The 21,776-nt window shown below is 69.8% G+C and carries 19 protein-coding genes; 9 read left to right on the plus strand and 10 right to left on the minus strand.

Features of this window, described 5'->3' with window-relative positions; genetic code table 11:
* Window position 1: 1 nt before the first annotated feature.
* Window positions 2–2,284 (minus strand): NADP-dependent malic enzyme, encoded by a 2,283-nt coding sequence (locus ACSQ1L_RS09310; RefSeq protein WP_435994209.1) that lies wholly within the window; start codon window positions 2,282–2,284, stop codon window positions 2–4.
* Between the two features lie 235 nt (window positions 2,285–2,519).
* Window positions 2,520–3,350, minus strand: a complete 831-nt coding sequence (gene dapF / locus ACSQ1L_RS09315; RefSeq protein WP_435994210.1) for a diaminopimelate epimerase — start codon at window positions 3,348–3,350, stop codon at window positions 2,520–2,522.
* 59 nt (window positions 3,351–3,409) lie between these two features.
* On the opposite strand from dapF, the gene ACSQ1L_RS09320 reads away from it, so the two are divergent.
* From ACSQ1L_RS09320 to ACSQ1L_RS09330, 3 genes are all read left to right on the plus strand, one after another.
* Window positions 3,410–4,225 carry a potassium channel family protein gene (locus ACSQ1L_RS09320; RefSeq protein WP_435994211.1) on the plus strand — a complete coding sequence of 272 codons (816 nt, stop codon included), beginning with the start codon at window positions 3,410–3,412 and terminating at the stop codon, window positions 4,223–4,225.
* A 147-nt stretch (window positions 4,226–4,372) separates the two neighbouring features.
* Entirely contained in the window at window positions 4,373–6,571 is a 2,199-nt protein-coding gene (locus ACSQ1L_RS09325; RefSeq protein ID WP_435994212.1) for a prolyl oligopeptidase family serine peptidase, read from the plus strand.
* 5 nt (window positions 6,572–6,576) lie between these two features.
* Window positions 6,577–8,766, plus strand: coding sequence for a prolyl oligopeptidase family serine peptidase (locus ACSQ1L_RS09330; protein WP_435994214.1), 2,190 nt, complete (start codon window positions 6,577–6,579; stop codon window positions 8,764–8,766).
* Between the two features lie 17 nt (window positions 8,767–8,783).
* On the opposite strand, the gene ACSQ1L_RS09335 is transcribed toward ACSQ1L_RS09330, so the two are convergent.
* The 3 genes from ACSQ1L_RS09335 to ftsY all read right to left on the minus strand — a co-directional run bounded on the left by ACSQ1L_RS09335 (window position 8,784) and on the right by ftsY (window position 11,063).
* Window positions 8,784–9,356: a MarR family winged helix-turn-helix transcriptional regulator gene (locus ACSQ1L_RS09335; protein ID WP_435994215.1), complete on the minus strand. Its 573-nt coding sequence runs from the start codon at window positions 9,354–9,356 to the stop codon at window positions 8,784–8,786.
* Window positions 9,357–9,431: 75 nt separating this feature from the next.
* Complete coding sequence (locus tag ACSQ1L_RS09340; protein WP_435994217.1) at window positions 9,432–10,124, minus strand: inner membrane-spanning protein YciB; 693 nt, start codon at window positions 10,122–10,124, stop codon at window positions 9,432–9,434.
* Between the two features lie 3 nt (window positions 10,125–10,127).
* A complete protein-coding gene (ftsY, locus tag ACSQ1L_RS09345) occupies window positions 10,128–11,063 on the minus strand; it encodes a signal recognition particle-docking protein FtsY (RefSeq protein WP_435994219.1) in 936 nt (311 codons plus the stop codon).
* Window positions 11,064–11,257: 194 nt separating this feature from the next.
* Between ftsY and ACSQ1L_RS09350 the strand changes: the two genes are divergently transcribed.
* The gene (locus tag ACSQ1L_RS09350; protein WP_435994221.1) at window positions 11,258–13,357 is read left to right on the plus strand and encodes an NAD(+) synthase; all 2,100 of its coding nucleotides are present in this window, start codon (window positions 11,258–11,260) and stop codon (window positions 13,355–13,357) included.
* Here ACSQ1L_RS09350 and ACSQ1L_RS09355 read toward each other — a convergent pair.
* Both ACSQ1L_RS09355 and ACSQ1L_RS09360 read right to left on the minus strand, forming a co-directional pair.
* Window positions 13,354–14,229 (minus strand): alpha/beta fold hydrolase, encoded by an 876-nt coding sequence (locus ACSQ1L_RS09355; RefSeq protein ID WP_435994223.1) that lies wholly within the window; start codon window positions 14,227–14,229, stop codon window positions 13,354–13,356. The genes ACSQ1L_RS09350 and ACSQ1L_RS09355 overlap by 4 nt on opposite strands.
* A 51-nt stretch (window positions 14,230–14,280) precedes the next feature.
* Window positions 14,281–14,793, minus strand: a complete 513-nt coding sequence (locus ACSQ1L_RS09360) for a D-glycero-alpha-D-manno-heptose-1,7-bisphosphate 7-phosphatase (protein ID WP_435994224.1) — start codon at window positions 14,791–14,793, stop codon at window positions 14,281–14,283.
* A 166-nt stretch (window positions 14,794–14,959) separates the two neighbouring features.
* Here ACSQ1L_RS09360 and ACSQ1L_RS09365 point away from each other — a divergent pair, with 166 nt between their 5' ends.
* The 3 genes from ACSQ1L_RS09365 to ACSQ1L_RS09375 are packed head-to-tail and all read left to right on the plus strand — an operon-like array spanning window position 14,960 to window position 17,263.
* Window positions 14,960–16,120, plus strand: coding sequence for a DegT/DnrJ/EryC1/StrS family aminotransferase (locus tag ACSQ1L_RS09365; RefSeq protein ID WP_435994226.1), 1,161 nt, complete (start codon window positions 14,960–14,962; stop codon window positions 16,118–16,120).
* Between the two features lie 5 nt (window positions 16,121–16,125).
* Window positions 16,126–17,061, plus strand: a complete 936-nt coding sequence (locus ACSQ1L_RS09370; protein WP_435994227.1) for a Gfo/Idh/MocA family protein — start codon at window positions 16,126–16,128, stop codon at window positions 17,059–17,061.
* 31 nt (window positions 17,062–17,092) lie between these two features.
* A complete protein-coding gene (locus ACSQ1L_RS09375) occupies window positions 17,093–17,263 on the plus strand; it encodes a hypothetical protein (RefSeq protein ID WP_435994229.1) in 171 nt (56 codons plus the stop codon).
* Window positions 17,264–17,274: 11 nt separating this feature from the next.
* Here the strand turns inward: ACSQ1L_RS09375 and ACSQ1L_RS09380 are convergent, their stop codons facing one another.
* Window positions 17,275–17,754, minus strand: coding sequence for a MaoC family dehydratase (locus ACSQ1L_RS09380; RefSeq protein ID WP_435994231.1), 480 nt, complete (start codon window positions 17,752–17,754; stop codon window positions 17,275–17,277).
* Complete coding sequence (locus tag ACSQ1L_RS09385) at window positions 17,751–18,758, minus strand: threonine ammonia-lyase (RefSeq protein ID WP_435994234.1); 1,008 nt, start codon at window positions 18,756–18,758, stop codon at window positions 17,751–17,753. Before ACSQ1L_RS09385 ends, ACSQ1L_RS09380 begins: the two co-directional genes overlap by 4 nt.
* 45 nt (window positions 18,759–18,803) lie before the next feature.
* On the opposite strand from ACSQ1L_RS09385, the gene glpK reads away from it, so the two are divergent.
* Entirely contained in the window at window positions 18,804–20,297 is a 1,494-nt protein-coding gene (gene glpK / locus ACSQ1L_RS09390) for a glycerol kinase GlpK (RefSeq protein WP_435994236.1), read from the plus strand.
* Complete coding sequence (locus tag ACSQ1L_RS09395; protein ID WP_435994238.1) at window positions 20,294–21,382, plus strand: phosphotransferase family protein; 1,089 nt, start codon at window positions 20,294–20,296, stop codon at window positions 21,380–21,382. The genes glpK and ACSQ1L_RS09395 overlap by 4 nt, the downstream gene beginning before the upstream one ends.
* Here the strand turns inward: ACSQ1L_RS09395 and ACSQ1L_RS09400 are convergent.
* On the minus strand, window positions 21,379–21,776 hold a 398-nt coding region (locus ACSQ1L_RS09400; protein WP_435994240.1), incomplete at its 5' end, for a hypothetical protein. The genes ACSQ1L_RS09395 and ACSQ1L_RS09400 overlap by 4 nt on opposite strands.

The following is a 21,776-nucleotide window of genomic DNA, read 5'->3' on the forward strand; positions in this document are numbered from 1 at the left end:
TTCAGCCCTCCTCGCCCATCGCCCCTTCCTCGTAGGCGGCGAAGGTGGCGGCGGTGATGATCTCGCTGACCGAGGCGCCGAGCGAGACGATCTGGACCGAGCGTTCGAGGCCGACCAGCAGCGGGCCGATCACCGTGGCCCCGCCCAGGGCCTGGACCAGCCGGGTCGAGATCGAGGCCGAGTGGATGCCCGGCATGACCAGCACGTTGGCGTCCTTGGACAGGCGCATGAAGGGGTAGGCGGCGCGGGCCTCGGGATCGAGCGCCAGTTCGGCGGGCATCTCGCCCTCGTATTCGAAATCGACGCCGCGCTGGTCGAGCAGGCGGATGGCCTCGCGGATCATCTCGCCCCGGTCGCCCGGCGGGTTGCCGAAGGTCGAATAGCTGAGGAAGGCGACCCGCGGATTGCGGCCCAGCCGGCGCACGGTGGCGGCCGCCTGGCAGGCGATGTCGGCCAGGTCCCGGGCGTCGGGCAGCTCATGGATCGAGGTGTCGGCGACGAACAGGGTGCGACCCTTGGCCAGCACGATCGACAGGCCGATCATCCGCTCGCGGACGTCGAGGACGCGGCGGACCTCCTTCAGCACCATGTTGAAGTTGCGGGTCACGCCGGTGACCATGGCGTCGGCCTGGCCGCGGGCGCACATGGCGGCGCCGAAATAGTTGCGGTCCTGGTTGATCATCCGCTGCACGTCGCGCTTCAGATAGCCGCGGCGCTGCAGGCGCCCGTAGAGCCAGTCGACGTACTCGGCGTTGTGTTCCGAGATGCGGGCGTTGACGATGTCGATGCCCATGTCGTCGAAATTGAGCCCCGCATCGGCGGCGTTCTTGCGGATCAGCTCCTCACGGCCGAGCAGGATCGGCGTGCCCAGTTCGGCCTGTTTGAAGGCCCAGGCGGCGCGGATCACGGCGGTCTCCTCGCCCTCGGCGAAGACGATGCGCTTGTTCGGCGCGGCGCGCACGGCGCCGGAGATGTTCTGCATCAGCGCGGCCGACGGATCGAGCCGCGAGCGCAGGGAGACGCGGTAGGCGTCCATGTCCGCGATCGGTCTGCGGGCCACGCCCGAGTCCATGGCGGCCTGGGCCACGAAGGGCGGGATGAACCAGATCAGGCGCGGGTCGAACGGGGTCGGGATGATGTAGTCGCGGCCGAATTTCAGCTTGCGGCCGCGATAGGCGGCGGCGACCTCGTCCGGCACGTCCTCGCGGGCCAGGGCGGCCAGCGCCTGGGCGCAGGCCACCTTCATCTCGTGATTGACGCGCCGGGCGCGGACATCGAGCGCGCCGCGGAACAGATAGGGGAAGGCGAGGACGTTGTTGACCTGGTTGACGTAGTCCGACCGGCCGGTGGCGATGATGGCGTCGGTCCGCACCGACATCACGTCTTCCGGGGTGATCTCCGGGTCCGGGTTGGCCATGGCGAAGATGATCGGATTGGCCGCCATCGACGCCACCATCTCCTTGGTGATGGCGCCCTTGGCCGACAGGCCCAGCACCACGTCGGCGCCGACCATGGCCTCGGCCAGGGTGCGGTGGGGCGTGTCGGTGGCGTGGGCGGCCTTCCATTGATCGATGCCGGGCCGGCCCTGGTAGACCACGCCGTCGCGGTCGACGATGACGGTGTTTTCGGCGCGGACGCCGGCGGCCTTCATGAGACCGATCGACGACAGGCCCGCCGCCCCCGCGCCGGACAGGACCACCTTGAGGTCTTCCAGCTTCTTGCCGGCGATATGGGCGGCGTTGATCAGGCCGGCGGTCGAGATGATGGCGGTGCCGTGCTGGTCGTCGTGGAACACCGGGATGTCGAGCAGGTCCTGCAGCTCGCTCTCGATGACGAAACATTCCGGGGACTTGATGTCCTCCAGGTTGATGCCGCCCCAGGTGTCGCCGATGTTCTTGACCACGGTGACGAACTCGTCCGGGTCGGTGGTCTTCACCTCGACGTCGAAGCTGTCGACGTCCGCGAAGCGTTTGAACAGGACGGACTTGCCCTCCATCACCGGCTTGGAGGCCATGTGGCCGAGGTTGCCGAGGCCGAGGATGGCGGTGCCGTTGGAGATGACGGCGACGAGGTTGCCCTTGGAGGTGTAGTCGTAGGCCTTGTCGACGTCCTCCGCGATGGCCAGCACCGGCACGGCCACGCCCGGCGAATAGGCCAGCGACAGGTCCCGCTGCGTCGCCATCGGCTTGATCGGCGCCATGGAGATCTTGCCCGGCTGGGGACTGCGGTGGAACTCGAGCGCGTCCTCGTCGGAGAAGGTCTGTTTGTCGGTCAGGTCGGGCATGTCGCTGGGGCGTTTCCGGGCGCTTGGTCGCGCGTCTGCTGGGCTGTCCCCGTTCCTAGTGCGCGGGGGGCGGCGGGACAACCGTTGACGCCGGGGAAGACCGGAGACCGTCGTCCCGGCGTCGCGGACGTCCGCTCCGCTCCGCCTGTGCGGGAAAAGTGACGCCGTGGGCCTGCTTTGGGCGGATTTCCGCCCGCCCGGCGGGACCCGGTCGTAGGCGCCGCCGGGGCCGCTCTCAGACCGCCAGCGTCCCCGTACCCTCGATCTCGATCGGGCCGGTCATGAAGACGTGGCCGCTGGCCTCGTCCCAGTCGATCAGCAGGTCGCCGCCGTCGGCCTCGACCATTGCGTGGCGGCCGGTCAGGCCGCGGCGGGCCGTGGCCACGAGGGCGGCGCAGGCGCCGGTGCCGCAGGCCTTGGTCAGGCCGGCCCCGCGCTCCCAGACGCGCAGGCGGATGCGGTCGGGGGCCAGCACATTGGCGAAGCCGACGTTGACGCCTTGCGGGAACAGCGGGTGGTGCTCGACCAGCGAGCCGGAGCCGCGCACGAAGGCGTCGTCCTGGCGGTCGGTGAAGAAGACCACGTGCGGATTGCCCATCGAGACCGCGCCCGGCGTGTGCAGGATCGGGGCCTCGATGGGGCCGACCTGCAGCTCGATGCCGCGGGTGTCCATCTCCTCGGCGAGCGGCACCTGCATCCAGTCGAGACCGGGCGCGCCCATGTCCACGCGCACGCGGTGATCGCCGGCCCGGGCCGCCGTGGTCGGTCCGCCGAGGGTGTCGATGGTCACGGAGTCCTTGCCGGTCGATTGCATCAGCAGCCAGCCGACGCAGCGCAGGGCGTTGCCGCAGGTCTCGACCTCGCCGCCGTCGGCGTTCCAGACGCGCATAAAGGCGTCGGCGGTCGCGGAGGGCTCAATGGCGATCAGCTGGTCGCAGCCCTGACCCGTCTCCCGGTCGGCGATGGCCCGCACCTGGTCCGCCGTCGGTGCGAACGGCGTCTCCAGCGCATTGACGACGACGAAGTCGTTGCCGGCGCCATTCATGCGGACGAAAGGACGGGTCATGCCGGCGGATATAGCGGTTGCCGGTTCCTTGCGCGAGCGACGCGCGTTATCGCTGGACCATGAGCCGCGCCGACACCCAACCCGGAACCGATCCGAACCGCCAGGGCTGGCGGCTGCGGGCGCGGATGCGCTACCTCTACCACGGCTCGTCGCCGGCGGCGGTGCGGTTCCGGCTGGCGGTCATCGTCGTCGATTTCGCCATCATCGGCTTCTTCCTCGCCGCGCCGATCCTGCGGGAGGCGGGGTGGGCCTTCTACGTCATCGACGTCATCGTCGCCCTGGTGCTGGCGGCCGATCTCGCCGCCCGGGCGATGGCCTACACCGACATCAAGGACTGGCTGAAACGGCCGTCGACGTGGATCGACCTGTTCATTCTCGCCACCCTGATGTTCCCGCAATCGCTGTACAATTTCGGCTTCCTGCGGATGCTGCGGCTGTGGACGCTGCTGAGTTCGGACTTCTTCTGGCGCACGGTCGGCCAGAAGTACGACGACACCCGGGTCGAGGAGGTGACCCGGGCGCTGGCCGCGCTGGTCACCTTCGTCTTCGTGGCCACGGGCTTCGTCTACGCGACGTTCCGGGGCCGTCACGAGGATCTGCACGGCTATCTGGACGCGCTGTATTTCACCGTCTCCAGCCTGACCACGACAGGCTATGGCGACATCACCCTGCCGGGAAACTGGGGGCGGGTGCTGTCGATCATCATCATGCTCACCGGCATCACCCTGTTCGTGCGTCTGGCCCAGACCCTGGTCCGGCCCCACAAGGTCAAATTCCCCTGTCCGACCTGCGGCCTGCAGAAGCACGATCCGGACGCCGTCCACTGCAAGGCCTGTGGCGAGATTCTGTGCATTCCGGACGAGGGACATCACTAGAGGCGGCCGACGGCGCTGGACCTCCGCTGATGGAGCGCGACGCCCAGCCCGCCGCCAAATGACAAAACCGTAACCTCATCCCGCCCGCCTTGTGACGGGGCCGCCGCCGGGTAAGGTGCCGGCCGACCATCCGTCGGGGACCCGTCCATGATCCGCACCGCCGCGCTCGCCGCGCTTCTCGCCTCCACCGCCCTTTCGAGCGCCGCCATGGCCCAGACCACACCCGTCCATTCCCCGCGCGAGTCGTCCGGCGCCGGCTTCGCGACGTCCGATGCGACCGACCCGTACCTGTGGCTTGAAGAGGTCGAGGGCGAACGGGCCATGGCCTGGGTCGAGGCGCACAACGCGCATTCGCTCGGCGTGCTGCGCGGCGATCCCCGCTTCGAGACCCTGCACCAGCAGGCGCTGGAGATCGTCCAGTCGCGCGACCGCATCCCCTCGCCGGGCTTCAACCGCGACGGCTCCATCGACAATTTCTGGCAGGACGCCGAGCACGTGCGCGGCGTCTGGCGGACCACCACGCTGGACAGCTATCGCACCGCCGAGCCGCAATGGGAGACCATTCTCGACTTCGACGCCCTGGCGGCGGTCGAGGGCAAGAACTGGGTCTACAAGGGCGCGACCTGCCTGCCGCCCGAAGAAACCCGCTGCCTGGTGATGCTGTCGGACGGCGGCAAGGACGCGGTGACGGTGCGCGAGTTCGACCGGGCGACCAGGACCTTCGTCGAGGACGGCTTCGTGCTGCCGGAATCAAAGGGCGGGGCGTCGTGGGTGGACGCAGACACCCTGCTGGTGTCGCGCGATTTCGGCCCCGGCTCGATGACCACCTCGGGCTATCCGATGATCGTCAAAGTGCTGAAGCGCGGCCAGACGCTGGACCAGGCGCAGACGGTGTTCACCGGCCAGCCGACCGACGTGTCGGTATCGGGCTACACCCTGCGCGACGCCGACGGGGTCATCCAGGCGACGCTGATCAATCGCGGCGTGAATTTCTACGAGGGCGAGACGCACCGGCTCAACGCCGATGGCACGACCACGAAGCTGGAGCTGCCGGCCAAGTCGAACATCAACGCCCTGGTGCAGGGTCAGCTGGTGGTGACCACGGACCAGGACTGGACCGCGCCGTCGGGGCAGGAATTCAAAACCGGCGACGTCATCGCCTGGGATATCGAGCGCTGGCTGGCCGATCCGGCCACGCCGGCCCTGCTGGTCATCCGGCCGGGCGAGCGCGAGGCCATCGAGGGCATCTCCAACACCCGCAACACGCTGGTCGTCGCCCTCTACGAGAACGTGCGCGGCTCGGTCTATGTCTATGAGCCCGACCCGGCGGGCGAGTGGAGCCGCACCCGGCTCGACCTGCCGCAGAACGTCACCGTCGGGGTCGGTTCGGCCAGCGAGCGCGACGACCAGGTGTTCGTCAGCGTGGCCGGCTATCTGAACCCCTCCAGCCTGTATCTGGCGGACGCGGCGACGGGCTCGGCGGACGTGGTCAAGGCGCTGCCGGCCAAGTTCGACGCCACCGGCATGGTCGTCGAGCAGTTCGAGGCGACCTCGGCCGACGGCGTGAAGGTCCCGTATTTCGTCGTCCACAAGGGCGACATGCCGATGGACGGCTCCAACCCGACCCTGCTGTACGGCTACGGCGGTTTCCAGAACTCGCTGCTGCCCGGCTATTCGGCCACGGTCGGCAAGCTGTGGCTGGAGCGGGGCGGGGTCTATGTCATCGCCAATACGCGCGGCGGCGGCGAGTTCGGGCCGCGCTGGCACCAGGCGGCGCTGCAGGAGAACCGGCAGCGGGCGCACGAGGACTTCCAGGCGGTGGCCCTGGACCTGATCGCCCGCGACATCACCTCGCAGCCGCGCCTCGGGATCATGGGCGGCTCGCAGGGCGGGCTGTTCATGGGGGCGATGCTGACCCAGCGTCCCGACCTGATCAACGGCGCGGTCATCCAAGTGCCGCTGTTCGACATGCTGCGCTTCCACAAGCTGTTGGCCGGGGCCTCGTGGATGGCCGAGTACGGCGATCCGGACGTGCCGGAGGAGCGGGCCTGGATCGAGGCCTATTCGCCCTACCAGAACCTGCGCGCCGGCCAGCCGTACCCTGAGGTGTTCATCCACACCTCGACCAAGGACGACCGGGTCCATCCGGGCCACGCCCGCAAGGCGGCCGCGCGGCTGGAGGCGCTGGGCTATCCGGTGCTGTTTTACGAGAACACCGACGGGGGCCACGCGGCTGGAGCCAACCTGCGCGAGACGGCGCGGCGGGTGGCGCTGGAATACACCTATCTGAGCCGGCGGCTGATGGATCAGCCGGCCGCGACCCAGCCCGAAGCGGGTGGAGAGTGAGCGTGATGAACCGACTGATCCTCTCGGCCGCGATCCCGGCCCTGCTGCTGGCGGCTACGCCCGTCACCGCCCAGCATGCCGGCCACGCCGAGCCTATGGAGGCGGGGACGGTCGCCGCGCCGCCGCACTTCCCCGCCGACCTGAGCCCCGCCGGGGTGCGCGCCGCCGACGACCATCTGGCGCTGGAGGAGGTCGAAGGGGCCGAGGCCATGGCCTTCGTGGCCGAGTCCAACCGCAAGGCGCTGGCGGCGCTGGAGGGCGACCGGCGCTACGAAACCTTCCGTCAGCAGGCCTTCGACATCCTGTCGGCGACCGATCGGATTCCGGGGCCCAGCTTCCTCGGCGAGGGGATCGCGAATTTCTGGCAGGACGCGGTCAATCCGAAGGGGATCTGGCGTCGGACGACGCTGGACGGCTACCGCTCGGAGGCGACGCAGTGGGAGACGCTGCTCGACATCGACGCCCTCGCGCAGGCCGAGGGCGTGGACTGGGTGTGGAAGGGCGCCGACTGCCTGGCGCCGGACGAAACCCGGTGCCTGGTCAGCCTCTCCGACGGCGGCAAGGACGCCGTGGTGGTGCGCGAGTTCGACATTCCCTCGAAATCGTTCGTGGACGGAGGGTTCGTCCTGCCTGAGGGCAAGCACCGACTGGAATGGCTGGACCGCGACACCCTGCTGGTGGCCACCGACTTCGGGCCCAATACGCTGACCGAGAGCGGTTATCCCTTCATCGTCAAATCGCTGAAGCGCGGGCAGACGCTGGCGCAGGCGACCGAGGTCTATCGCGGCGACATCGGCGACGGCGGGTATGGGGTGAGTCCTTCGGTCTATCGCGACAAGGACGGGGCGGTGGAGGCGGTCCTCATCAGCCGTCCGCTCGATACGTTCCGGAGCGAAACATGGCAGCTGGTGGGCGATCGGACGGTCAGGCTGAACCTGCCTGCCCGCATTTCGGTGCGCGGCGCCCATGCCGGCCGTCTGGTCCTGACGCCGGAGGAGGATTGGGCGGAGCTGAACAACGGCGTCAAGGCCGGATCGCTGGTCGTTGTCGATCTCGACACACTGGCGAACGGCGGCGCGATGACGGGAGATGTCGTGTTCACCCCGGGGCCGCGCCAGTCGATCGAAGAGGTGGCGGTGCTGGGCGACCGTGGCGTCGTCGCGTCGATCTACGACAATGTGCGGGGCCGTCTGGTGGTCTTCGAGCCGACGCCGTCCCGGTGGCACGAGCGGAATGTCCACGTGCCGGACAACGTCTCGGTGCACCTCGGGGATTCGTCCAAGAAGAGCGGCCGGTTCTTCTATTCCGTCGAAGGATTCCTGACCCCGTCGACGCTGAGCCTCGCGGACACCAATACGGGCAGGACCGACGTTCTTCGCTCCGCCCCCGCCCGCTTCGACGCCTCGACCCATGTGGTCGAGCAGTTCGAGGCGACGTCATCGGACGGGACGAAGATTCCCTATTTCGTCGTCCGCCCGCGCGATCTGGCCATGGACGGATCGGCGCCGACCATCATCTACGGCTACGGCGGCTTCCAGGTGTCGAAGCCGCCGGCCTACATCCCCGAGATGGGCAAGCTGTGGCTCGAGAACGGCGGGGTCTACGTCAACGCCAACATCCGCGGCGGCGGCGAGTTCGGCCCGGCCTGGCACCAGGCGGTGCTGAAGGAGAACCGGCAGCTGGCCTTCGACGACTATGCGGCGGTCGCCCGCGACCTGCATCAGCGCGGCATCACCAGCCCGCGCCGGACCGGCGTCTACGGACGCTCCAACGGCGGGGTGCTGACCTCGGTGGCGATGACCCAGCATCCGGAACTGATCAACGCGGCGGTGATCGAGAGCCCGCTGATCGACATGCTGCGCTATCACGAGCTGCCCGCAGGCGCCTCGTGGATCGGGGAATACGGCGATCCGCGCGTCCCGGAAGAGGCGGCCTATATCGCCCGCTATTCGGCCTATCAGCAGCTTCGTCCGGACACGGAGTATCCCCGCGTCTACATCACCACCAACACCCGCGACGACCGGGTCCATCCGGGCCACGCCCGCAAATTCGCGGCCCGGTTGGAGGCGATGGGCCACGACCACCTCTATTACGAGGAGACCTCGGGCGGCCACTCCAACGACGCCGACCCGGTGGCCAACGCGCGGCGCTGGGCGCGGCACTACGTCTATCTGGCGCAGCAGCTGATGGACTGAGGCCCGGGTGGAGAGGGTCAGGCCGGTTCGACGAGCACCAGCTTCGCGGCCTTGGCCGACTTCTTCGCCTGCTTCTCCGCCTTCTTCGCCTCGCGGGCGGCCTTCTTGGCGGCCTTGAGCTCGGCCTTCGCCTTGTCCGGGGCCGCGTCGGCCGCGCCCGCGAGGTCGGCCAGCTGGGCGAGGAAGCCGTCGCGCTTGCCCTTGGGCAGCAGCGCCAGGATGCGCTTGTCGGCGGCCTCGACGCGGGGGCGGGCGGCCTCCAGCGCGGCTTCGCCGGCGGCGGACAGGCGCACCGCCTTGGCCCGGGCGTCGACGGTGGAGCGCTCGCGGTCGAGCAGGCCCCTGGCGGTCATCCGCGCGACCAGGTCGGCGAGGGTGGAGCGGTCGATGCCGGTGGCGCGGACCAGATCGGTCTGGGTCAGCCCGGACCTGTGCGACACCGCCTCGAGCACGGCGAACTGGCGCTGGGTCACGCCGCCCGGCCCCGCCTCTTCCGCATAGATGTCGAGCGCCAGTTGCAGCGCGCGGTGCATCAGGTGGCTGGGCGAGGCGGAGAGGCCCCGTTTCGACTTGGCGCCGGACTTGACCATCGACGTATCCCCTCGACTGCCCGGCATAGTTAGCAGCCGCGTTTTACGGTTTGACGACGGACGATCCGGGCCCGGTCAGGGGGCGCGGTCAGGCTCGGCGGGGGCCATCGGGTCGACCGGGGTGTCGGCCGAGGTCAGGTTGCGCATGATCAGCGGGATCTGCGACAGGCCGAAGACCGACGAGGCGATCCACAGCACGCCCCGGAAGCTGACCCAGACGTCGGCCGGCTCGACGTCGCCGCGACCGATGTGTTCGGCGACCCAGCCGACCAGCGCCTCGCTGCGCACCAGTTCGTTGACGATGGCGACGCAGAGGAAGAACAGGCCGTAACGGAACGTCAGGATGCGCCAGGCCCGGTCGTTGATCGGGATGACCGTGCCGAGAAGGGCCCGCAGCGGCTGCTTGCCCAGCACCAGTCCGCCCAGCAGGGCGACGGCGAGGGAGGCGTTGAGGATGGTGACCTTCAGCTTGACCCACAGGCCGTCGCCGGTGAGCAGGGTCAGCAGGCCGAAGACGAGCGCAAAGCCGCCGACGAGAAGCGGCAGCAGGGCCAGCCGCTTCTCGACGATCAAGCCGACGGCCACGCCGACCGCCGAGCCGGCGACGAGGAACCATGTGGCGTTGACCAGGGCGTCGTCGCCCTCGACGCCGCGCAGGCGGAAGATCAGGAAGGCCAGCCCGAAAGCCAGCAGGCCGCTGAAGTCGACCAGCTGGCGCAGGCTGGACTCCTTGCGAGCGGGCGGAAGGGGGGCGTCGGGCTCACTCATGCGTCAATCCTCGAGCCCCACCAGAGAGCGTGAAAAGGCCCGGGCGTCGAACGGTTGCAGGTCCTCGATTCCTTCGCCGACGCCGATCAGCTTGATCGGGGCGTCCGACGCCTGGGCGACGGGTACGAGGACGCCGCCGCGGGCGGTGCCGTCCAGCTTGGTCATGACCAGGCCGGAGACGTAGGCGATGCGGCCGAAGATCTGCTCCTGGGCCAGGGCGTTGCGGCCGACGGTGGCGTCGAGCACCAGCAGGGTCTCGTGCGGGGCCTCGGGGTCGATCTTCTTCAGCACCCGGACGATCTTGAGCAGTTCGTCCATCAGGGCGGTCTTGTTCTGCAGCCGGCCGGCGGTGTCGATCAGGACCACGTCGAACCCTTCCGCCTTCGCCCGGGTGTAGGCGTCGAAGGCGAGGCCGGCCGGGTCAGCTCCGTCGCGGCGGCTCTCGAAGGTCGCGCCGGCGCGCTCCGACCAGACCTTGAGCTGTTCGCGGGCGGCGGCGCGGAAAGTGTCGCAGGCGACGATCATCACCTTCGCCCCCTGACCGGTCAGGTCGGCGGCGATCTTGCCCAGGGTGGTGGTCTTGCCCGAGCCGTTGACGCCGACGAACAGGGTCACGAACGGCCGCGGGCCGTCCAGCGGCTCGTAGCGGGCCTCGTGGCTGACCAGTTCGGCGGCGACGGCTTCGGCCAGCGCCTCCTTGACCTCGCGCTCGTTGGCCCCGGCGCCGAAGCGCAGGTCGCGGAAGCGGGCGACGATGCGGTCGGTCGCGGCGGGCCCAAGGTCGCTCTCCAGCAGGTGCTCCTCCAGCCCCTCGAGGGCGGCCTCGGACAGCGGTTCCTTGACGAAGGCGGCGACGACCTGCTCGGTCATCTGTTTCGAGGAGCGGGAGAGGCCCTCGCTCAGGCGGGAAAGCCAGCCCTTTTTCGGCGCGTCGTTCATTCAGCGGGCTTAGCGGGTTCGTTCGGCAAAATCACGCGGTCCTTGAAAGTCTGAAACCGCTCATCGCGGCGAAAGCCGGGACCCAGTTCTTTGGATGAGCCGTTTGCGCCTATATGAGCATAAGTCGCGGTCCAGCCGCGTCACGCTGGACAGCACTGGGTCCCGGCTTTTGCCGGGATGAGCGGAAGAGATTGATGGCTGAAGCTTTCCACAGTCCGAACACCCATGGCTTCGTCCGCGTCGCCGCGGCCACGCCGGTGGTCCACACCGCCGACCCGGTGGCCAACGCCGACGAGCACATCGCCCTGATCAAGCAGGCGGCGGAGCAGGGCGTGGACCTGGTCGTGTTTCCCGAACTCAGCGTCTCGGGCTACGCCATCGACGACCTGCTGATACAGGACACCCTGCTGGAGGAGGTCGAGCGCCAGATCGACCGCATCTGCCAGGCGACCAAGGAAACCGGCGTCATCGCCGTGGTCGGGGCCCCGGTGCGGCACGAGGAACGGCTCTACAACACCGCCGTGGTGATGTCGGACGGCTGGCTGTGGGGCGTGGTCCCCAAGACCTATCTGCCCAACTACCGGGAATATTACGAGAAGCGCTGGTTCGCGGCCGCCTCGGAGGAGCTGTTTCGCGGCTCGGGCTGCAGCGTTGGCGTGGGCGGATATTACGCGGCGTTCGGGCCGCGCCTGATCTTCAGCGTTGAGGACCGTCCGGGCTTCGTATTCGGGGTCGAGATCTGCGAGGACTTCTGGGCCCCGCTGCCGCCCTCGACCCGCCAGGCGATGGCCGGGGCCCGCATCCTGCTCAACCTGTCGGCGTCCAACATCGTCATCGGCAAAGCCGAGGAGCGCGCCCTGCTGTGCGCCAGCCAGTCGGCGCGGGCCATGGCCGGCTATGTCTTCGCCGCCTCCGGCTGGGGCGAATCGACCACCGACCTGGCCTGGGACGGGCAGGCCACCATCCACGAGCTCGGCGCGCGGCTGGCCGAGGGCGAGCGGTTCGCGATGGACAGCCATCTGACCGTCGCCGACATCGACGTCGGGCGGATCGGGCTTGAGCGGCTGCGCACCGGCACCTTCGCCGATTGCACGCGGCGGGAGCTACGGCAGGGCGACTTTGAGGACACCCCCCGCCGTGACGCCACGCGCGGGGCCTATGTCCCGGTCTCGATCCGCGACGTGGGCGCCGGACGCGCGACCGGCGACCTGATCCGGCCGCTCGACCGCTTCCCCTTCGTCCCCGACGACCCGGCTCGTCTGGACCAGGACTGCTACGAGGCCTTCAACATCCAGGTGCAGGGGCTGATGCGGCGGCTCAAGGCGACCAATGGCGAGCGCATCGTCATCGGCGTCTCGGGCGGGCTGGATTCGACCCACGCCCTGCTGGTCGCCTGCCGGGCCTTCGACCGGCTGGGCCTGCCGCGCACCGGCATCCTCGGCTACACCCTGCCGGGCTTCGCCACCTCGGAGGGGACCAGGTCGAACGCCTGGGCGCTGATGAAGGCGCTGGGCGTCACCGGGGCGGAGATCGACATCAGGCCCACCGCCACGACCATGCTGGAGGGAATCGGCCACCCGTTCGCCAAGGGCGAGCCGGTCCACGACATCACCTTCGAGAACGTGCAGGCGGGCTTGAGGACCGACTACCTGTTCCGGCTGGCCAACCAGAACGGGGCCTTCGTGCTCGGCACGGGCGACCTGTCGGAGCTGGCGTTGGGCTGGTCGACCTACGGCGTCGGCGACCACATGAGCCATTACAACGTCAACGGCGGCGTCGCGAAGACGCTGATGCGGCACCTGATCCGCTGGGTCGCCGACCGCGAGGTGGTCGGGGCGGAGGCCGTGCCCGTGCTGCGCGGCATCCTCGACACCGAGATCTCGCCCGAACTGGTGCCGGCCGTGGACGGCAAGCTCCAATCGACCGAGGGCATGGTCGGGCCCTACGCCCTGAACGACTTCTTCCTGTTCTACGTCACCCGCTTCGGCCTCAAGCCGTCCAAGGTGGCCTGGCTGGCGCATCAGGCGTGGAAGGACGCCTCGGCGGGCCACTGGCCGGCGGGAACGCCCGACGACGAGAAGGTCGAATACGACTTGGCCACGATCAAACACTGGCTGCGCAAATTCCTCGTCCGCTTCTTCCAGACCTCGCAGTTCAAGCGCTCGGCCCTGCCGAACGGGCCGAAGGTGGTCACCGGCGGCTCGCTGTCCCCGCGCGGCGACTGGCGGGCGCCGTCGGACGCGACGGCGCGGGTGTGGCTGGACGAGCTGGAGGCGAACGTTCCGGACGGCTAGGGCAGTTCCCCCAGGAACGGGAAGATCGCCGCCTTGGCCTCGGGCTCGTCGAGCATGGGGGCGTGGCCGACGCCGGGGACCTCGACGTAATCCATCTTCGGGGCGCGCTTGCGCATCTTCGCCGCGATGGCCTCGCTGAGCAGGTCGGAGGTCTGGCCGCGCACCAGCAGCACCGGGCGGCCCTTGGTCAGCCGCCCGAACATCGGCCACAGGTTCGGGACCAGGGCCTTGGCGCCGGCGGCGCGGATCGGCACGGCGATGTCGGGATCATAGTCGGGCACCGGCGCTCCCTCGGTCCCGATCTTGAAGGTGCGGTGCGCGAACGCGTCCCAGTCGGCGTCGGTGTAGTGCGGGAAGGCGACTTCGTTGATCGCCTTCACATAGGCGGCGGCCTCGGCCCAGCCGGGGGTGTCCACCGGCTGGCCGGAATAGGCGGCGATACGGGCCAGGCCCGCCTTCGCCACCTCCGGGCCGATGTCGTTGAGAATGGCGGCGGCGATGACCTTCGGGCGAAGGGCGGCCAGCGCCATGGTGATCAGTCCGCCCATCGACGTGCCGAGAAAGACGGCCCTCGCGATGCCGGCCTGTTCGAGCAGGGCGAGCACGTCCTGGGCGTAGCTCAGGGGCTGGTAGGTCATCGGGTCGGTGGCGCGGTCGGACTTGCCGCGGCCGCGCACGTCGATGGCCAGCACCCTTCGGCCGCTCTGGGCGATCAGCGGGGCGATGGCGCCGAAGTCGGCCGAGTTGCGCGTCAGGCCATGGATGGCGATCACCGGCAGCCTCGCTGGACCGGAGGCGGCCGGGTAGTCGCGGGCGAACAGGCAGAGCCCGTCCGGACTGGTCCAGCGGCGTTCGGTGAAGGTCTGGGTCATGCGGCGGCTCCGGGGCGTCGTCCGGAGTAATTCACCGCCGGACGAATTCCTTCAATGGCCCAGCAGGTCTTTTACGAAATCATCGAGGTTTCCGCCCTCGAAGCGGAAGCCGGGGATGCCCGCGCGACGGGCCGCCTCGAGGTCCGAGGGCCGGTCGCCGATCAGGAAGGACCGGGCCGGATCGATGTGGTGCTCGTCTATGGCGCGCAGGATCATGCCGGGATTGGGCTTGCGGTCCGGATGATCGGGATGGCGGTAGCGCTCGTCGATGGCGTCGGCGTGGAAGGGGCAGGCGTAGACGGCGCTGACCACCGCGCCCTTCGACGCCAGCCGGCGCACCAGCTGGGCGTTGAAGGCCTTCATCCGTTCCTCGGTGAACAGGCCGCGGGCGACGCCGGACTGGTTGGTGACCACCACGCACAGATAGCCGAGCGCGGTCAGACGGCGCACGGCTTCCGGCGCGCCGGGGATCAGGCGCAGATGCTCTTCGAGATGGGGGTAGCCGGTATCCTCGATCAGGACGCCGTCGCGATCGAGGAAGACGGCTGGAACGCCGGATGTCATGATGCCCCGCGCATACGCCGCCGGGCCGCTTCGTTGCAACCCGTCACGGGAAGTGACCCCGGGCCATTTGGCGCCGTGGGGACCGATTTGGTAGGGAGCGCCACCTTCGGCGAGGCGTTGATCCCGCATCGCCGGCGCCCGCGCGCATGATCGGAGACCGCCCCGGATGACCATCCCCTTCATCGATCTGCAGGCCCAGCGCCTGCGCCTGAACGGCGCCATCGAGGCGGCCGTGCAGGCGGCCGTGGTCGGGGGCGCCTGGGTGATGGGGCCGCAGGTGCGCCAGTTCGAGGCCGACCTCGCCGCCTTCGGGCGGGCGAAGCACGCCCTCGGCTGCGCCAACGGCACCGACGCCCTGGCCCTGCCGCTGATGGCGTGGGGAATCGGGCGCGGCGACGCGGTCTTCGTGCCCAGCTTCACCTTCGCCGCCACCGCCGAGATCGTGCCGTGGTTCGACGCCGAGCCTGTGTTCATCGACGTCGACGCCAGGACCTACAACATGGATCCCGGCCATCTGGAGGCGGCCATCGAGACGACGCTGAAGGAAGGCCGGCTCAAGCCGCGCGTGGTCATCGCCGTCGACCTGTTCGGCCAGCCGGCCGACTATCCGGCGATCAAGGCCATCTGCGACAAACACGGGCTGAAGCTGATCTCGGATTCGGCGCAGGGCTTCGGCTGCACCATCGGCGGCGAGCATCCGCTGAAGTGGGCCGACATCACCACCACCAGCTTCTTCCCGGCCAAGCCGCTGGGCTGCTACGGCGACGGCGGGGCGGTGCTGACCAATGACGACGATCTCGCCCAGCTGATCGATTCCATCCGCGTGCATGGCAAGGCGGTGGCGCGGGACCTGGAGGGCAAGACCTTCGACCACGACCCCAAATACCTGAACATGCGCATCGGCCTGAACAGCCGCCTCGACACCATCCAGGCGGCGGTGCTGATCGAGAAGCTGAAGGTGTTCGGCGACGAGATCGGCATGCGCAACCGCATCGCGGCCCGCTACAACGACGGCCTGCGGCCCCATGTGGCGGCGGTCCCGGACGTGCCGGAGGGCAATGTCTCCAACTGGGCCCAGTACACCATCGAGCATGACGACCGCGACGGTCTGGCCGCCCATCTGAAAGAGCAGGGCGTGCCGACGGCGGTCTACTATCCGATCCCGCTGCACCTGCAGCCGGCCTATGAGATGTATCCCCGCGGCCCGCAGGGCCTGCCGGTCACCGAGCGGCTCAAGGACCGGGTCGTCAGCCTGCCGATGCATTCCGATCTGGACGAGGCGACGCAGGACCGCATCATCGCCGCCGTCGCCTCCTTCAAGGCCTGACCCGCATGACCACTCACGAGCCCGTCCTCAAGTTCGGCGTCGCCGGCGTCGGCGTCATGGGCCGCAACCACGCCCGTGTGCTGACCGACATCCGCGATGTCGAGCTGACTCATGTCTTCGACCCCGACGCGGTGACGGCCGAGGGTGTCGCGGCCGCCTATGGCGCGGCGGCGGTGACGACGGCGCAGGCCTTCGTCGAGGCGGGTCTCGACGCCGCCGTGGTGGCGACACCGAACCGCACCCACGCCGACCTGTCCGTGGCCCTGCTGGAAAAGGGCGTCCATGTGCTGGTCGAGAAGCCCATCGCGGCCACCGTGGCCGACGCCCAGCGCATCATCGACGCGGCGAAGGCCAACGGCCGGGTGCTGATGGTCGGTCAGGTCGAGCGCTTCAATCCGGCGGTGGACGCGGTCAAGCGGGCCATCGACGGCGACGACATCATCTCGATCCAGATTACCCGCGTCGGCCCCTTCCCGCCGCGCATGGGCGAGGTCGGGGTGGTCATCGACCTGGCGGTGCACGACATCGACATCATCCGCCACCTGACGGACTCCGAGATCGCTGAGGTCCAGCCCCAGCTGGCCCGCACCAAGGCTGAACGCGAGGACACCGCCCTGCTGCAGTTCCGGCTGGAGAACGGCACCATCGCCCACATCACCACCAACTGGGTGACCCCGTACAAGGTCCGCACCCTGCAGGTGGCCACCCTGAACCGGTTCGTCGTCGCCGACCTGATCACCCGGCAGGTCACGGAATATTTCGGCCAGCAGCCCGACGGCTCCTACCAGACGCGGGCGGTCAACAGCTGGCCCGCCGAGCCGCTGAAGAAGGAGCTGGAAGCCTTCGCCCACGCCATCCGCACCGGCGAACCGCCGGCGGTGACGGGCGAAGACGGCCTGCGGAACCTGGAAGTGGCGCTGAGGTGTCTCGGCGAGGGCTGAACCCGGCTCCGCGTCTGCGCGTTACCGTCGCATGACCGAGGTCCCCATCACCCCCGCCCCCGGCGACGAGGCCGAGCCCGGCACGCCCGGGACCGGTGAGAACATCTGCCCCGGCTGCAACGGCACGGGTCTGGTCGGCGACCGGCCGTGTCCAACGTGCGAAGGCTCCGGCCGGGTGGTCGAGGGCATCGGCGGCGGATAGGCCCGTTCCCCCTAACCCACCACCTGCATGCCCAGCCACTCGGCGATCAGCGCCGGCTTCTCGGCGCCGTCGATCTCGACGGTGACCTCGTGATTGAGCAGCCAGCGGCCGCCGCCCTTGTCCTCGGCCGAGAGCAGTCTGAACCGCCCGCGGACCTGCGACCCGGACATCACCGGGGCGAGGAAGCGGAGTTTGTCGAAGCCGTAGTTGACGCCCATGACCACGCCTTCCAGCGGCGGCACGGCGTCATAGGTCATGGCCGACAGCAGGCTGAGGGTCAGGAACCCCTGCGCGATCGTGCCCCCGAACGGCGTGGCCTTCGCCGCCTCCGGGTCGATATGGATGAACTGGCGATCCTCAGTGACCTCGGCGAAGGCGTCGATGCGGGCCTGGTCGACGGTGATCCAGCGGCTGACGCCGATCTCCCGGCCGATCAGCCCGGGCAGGTCGGCGACGGGGGTGGGCGTGCCCTTGCGTTCGGTGCGGCTCATGCGGTCTTCCCCCAGGTTTCCGGATCGAACCGATCCTCGATGATGGCCGAGAACAGGGCCGGATCGACGTTGCCGCCGGACAGGACGATGGCCGTGGCGCGGCCGCGGGTCTCGACCTTGCCCGCCAGCAGGGCGGCCAGCGACACCGCGCCCCCGGGCTCCACCACCAGCTTGAGGACCCGGAAGGCGTAGCGCACCGCGTCGGCCACCTCGGCGTCGGAGACGGTCTCGACCCGGTCGAGGCGGCGGTTGATCGGGAAGGTCAGTTCGCCCGGCCGGTCGGTCATCAGGGCGTCGCAGATGGTGCCGGGCGCGGACGCATGAGTGCGGCGTTCGCCGGCGGCGAGCGACAACTGGGTGTCGTTGTAATACTGCGGCTCGACCCCGATCACCGGCGCGTGCGGGGCCAGGGCGGCCATGGTCAGGTTGACGCCGGCGATCAGGCCGCCGCCCGAGGCGCCGCAGATCAGCTGATCCAGCGGGGCGACGCCGACGGCCTTGGCCTGGTCGACGATCTCCAGCCCGATGGTGCCCTGGCCCTCGATCACGAACGGATCGTCGAAGGGGCGGACCAGCACCGAGCCCTTCGAGGCGGCGATCTCCTCGCCGATGGCCTCCCGGCTCTCCGCATAGCGGTCGTACATGCGGACCTCGCCGCCAAAGGCGATGACGCCCTCGACTTTCACCTTCGGGCTGTCGGCGGGCATGACGATTATGGCGGTGGTTCCCACCATGCGCGCCGCCGCCGCCACCGCCTGGGCGTGGTTGCCCGAGGAATAGGCCACCACGCCGCGCGCTTTCTCCTCGTCGGTCAGCCGGCTGATGCGGTTGTAGGCGCCGCGGAACTTGAAGGCGCCAGCCACCTGCAGGGTTTCCGCCTTCATCAGGATCCGGCCGCCGAGGCGGGCGTTGAGGGCCGGGCTCTCGATCAGCGGGGTGCGCACGGCGTGGCCGGCGATCTGGCGGGCGGCGTCCTGAACGCCGGCGAAGGAGGCGGTGTGCATGAGCGCACTTAACCGCATCGCTCGTTCTTGCGTAAGGTGGCCCCCATGAAGTCTCTGATCCTCGCCATCGACCAGGGCACGACCTCGACCCGGGCCATCGCCTTCGAGACGGCGCCGGAGGGCGGCCTGCGGCCCGTCGCGGTCAGCCAGATCGAACTGGCGCAGCATTTCCCGCGCCCCGGCTGGGTCGAGCACGATGCGGCTGAAATCTGGGCGGCGACGCTGCAGACCTGCCGCGAGGTCATTCGCAAGGCCGGCGGGGTCGGCCGGTTCGCGGCCGTCGGCATCACCAACCAGCGTGAGACCTCGGTGATCTGGGACGCCGCGACGGGCGAGCCGCTGCACACCGCCATCGTCTGGCAGGACCGGCGCACGGCGGACGCGACCGCGAGACTGGCGGCGGCGGGGCATGAGCCGAGGGTGCAGGCGGCGACGGGGCTGATCCTCGACCCCTATTTCTCCGCCTCCAAATTCGCCTGGCTGCTGGATGCGGTTCCGGGCGCGCGCGAGCGGGCGGCGCGGGGCGAGGTCAAGCTCGGCACCATCGAGACCTGGCTGATCTGGAAGCTGACCGGCGGGGCCAGCCATGTCACCGACGCCACCAACGCCAGCCGCACCTCGCTGATGGACCTCGCCACCCGCGCGTGGCGGGAGGATCTGGCGGCGCTGTTTAACGTCCCGCTGGCGGGACTGCCGGAGATCCGGGGCTGCGCCGATCATCTGGGCGACTGCGAGCCGAGCGTGCTGGGGGCGGCCCTGCCGATCCACGGTTCGGCGGGCGACCAGCAGGCCGCGCTGGTGGGACATGGCGCGCTCAAGGCGGGCGACGCCAAGATCACCTATGGCACCGGGGCCTTCCTGGTGGCCAATGTCGGCCCGACGCCGGTCGCCTCGACCAGCCGCCTGCTGGGCACGCTCGGCTATGCGGCGGACGGCCAGGTCGCCTACGCGCTGGAGGGGTCGATCTTCTCGGCGGGGTCGGCGATCCAGTGGCTGCGCGACGGCCTGAAGGTGATCACCGAATCCCGCCAGTCCGAGGCCATGGCCCAGGGGCTGGCCGACAACGGCGGCGTCTATCTGGTGCCCGGCTTCACCGGACTCGGGGCGCCGTGGTGGGAGCCGGAGGCGCGCGGGACCATCACCGGCCTGACCCGTGACAGCGGCCCGGCTCAGATGGTGCGGGCGGCGCTGGAATCGCTGGCCTACCAGACCCGCGACCTGCTCGACGCCCTGGCGGCGGACGGGGCGCCGAAGCTCCAGGTGCTGAAGGTCGACGGCGGCGTCACCGCCAACGCCTTCGCCATGCAGTTCGTGGCCGACATCTGCGAGGTGACGGTGGAGCGGCCGGCCTTCCAGGAGATGACCGCGCTGGGCGCGGCCAAGCTGGCGGCGCTGGGCGTCGGCCTGATCGGCGACCTCGAGGACCATCCGGTGGAGGCCCCGGCGCGGTGGACGCCGCGCATGGAGGCGGGCGAGCGCGAGCGGCTGCTGAAGGGGTGGCGCGGCGCGGTGAAGGCCGCCATCATCGCCGCGCAATGAGCCAGCCCGACCCCGCCGACGCCCAAGCCGATCCGCAGGCGACCTTCTCCGGGACGCGCGAGGTCGATCCCCGCTACGCCCTCGACGAGGCGCGGCTGGGCGAGTGGCTGGCGGCCAATGTGGAGGGCTACGCCGGCCCGCTGGGGGTGCGCCAGTTCAAGGGCGGTCAGTCCAACCCGACCTATGAGCTGACCACGCCGGGCCGCACCTATGTGCTGCGTCGCAAGCCGCCGGGGACGCTGCTGGCCTCGGCCCATGCCGTGGACCGCGAGTTCCGGGTCATCTCGGCCCTGCACGCCCAGGGCTATCCGGTGGCCCGGCCCTGGGCCCTGTGCACGGACGAGGCCGTGATCGGCTCGATGTTCTACGTCATGGACAAGGTCGAGGGCCGGGTGCTGTGGGACCTCAAGCTGCCCGGCCTGAGCCCGGACCAGCGGCGCGCCATCTATGACGCCCAGGTGGACGCCCTGGCGGCGCTGCACGCCTTCGATCCCGCCGCCATCGGGCTGGGCGATTACGGCCGCCCCGGCAATTATTTCGAGCGGCAGGTCGGGCGCTGGACCAAACAGTACCGGGCGTCGGAGATCGAGCCGATCCCGGCTATGGACCGGCTGATCGAATTCCTGCCGGCGACCCTGCCGCCCGAGGGGCCGACGCGGATCGTCCACGGCGACTTCCGGCTCGACAACCTGATCCTGGCGCCCGACGCGCCGAGAGTGCGGGCGGTGCTGGACTGGGAGCTGTCGACGCTGGGCGATCCGATGGCCGACTTCTCCTATCTGCTGATCGCCTGGGTGATCCCCGCCACCGCGCGCAACGGACTGGCGGGCGCCGACATCGCGGCGCTGGGCATCCCCACCATCGAGCAGATGGTCGAGCGCTACGCCGGCCTGACCGGAGCGGCGCCGGCGGACCTCGACTGGCTGTTCGCCTACAATCTGTTCCGGCTGGGCGCCATCTGCCAGGGCATCGCCGGGCGGGTGCGCGACGGCACCGCCGCCTCGGCCCATGCCAGGACCATGGCGGCGCAGGTCCCGATGCTGGCCGAAGGCGCGCTGTCCTTCGCGAAGAAGGCCGGAGCCTAGTTGGTCAGCACCTGAACCCGGGTCCACAGCGCGCCGCGGTTGACGACATGGACCCGCAGCCGGGCCGGGGCGCCGGGCGCGAGGGTGCAGACCGGATAGTGGTCGCCGAAGCCGTCGGCGCAGAGCAGCTTGCCGGAGGCGTCGCGGACGGTGAGGTCGACGTCGGTGTCGCCGTCGCCGATCGCCGCCACGCGCAGGATTTCGGCGCCGCGGGCGTCGATCTCGAAACTCCAGCTCTCCCGCGAGCCCAATCGCTTCACCGTCGACACCGGCCCGTCGCCGAACGGCGATGACTGCACCCCGACCATCGCGGGCGGCGGCGGCGGCGGCGGCGGCGGCGGCGGCGGGGGTGGCGGAGCCGGAGGCGGAGGCGCGGGAACCGGGACCGGCTGAC

It is taken from the genome of Brevundimonas sp. LjRoot202 (assembly GCF_964253355.1).
GTDB lineage: Bacteria > Pseudomonadota > Alphaproteobacteria > Caulobacterales > Caulobacteraceae > Brevundimonas.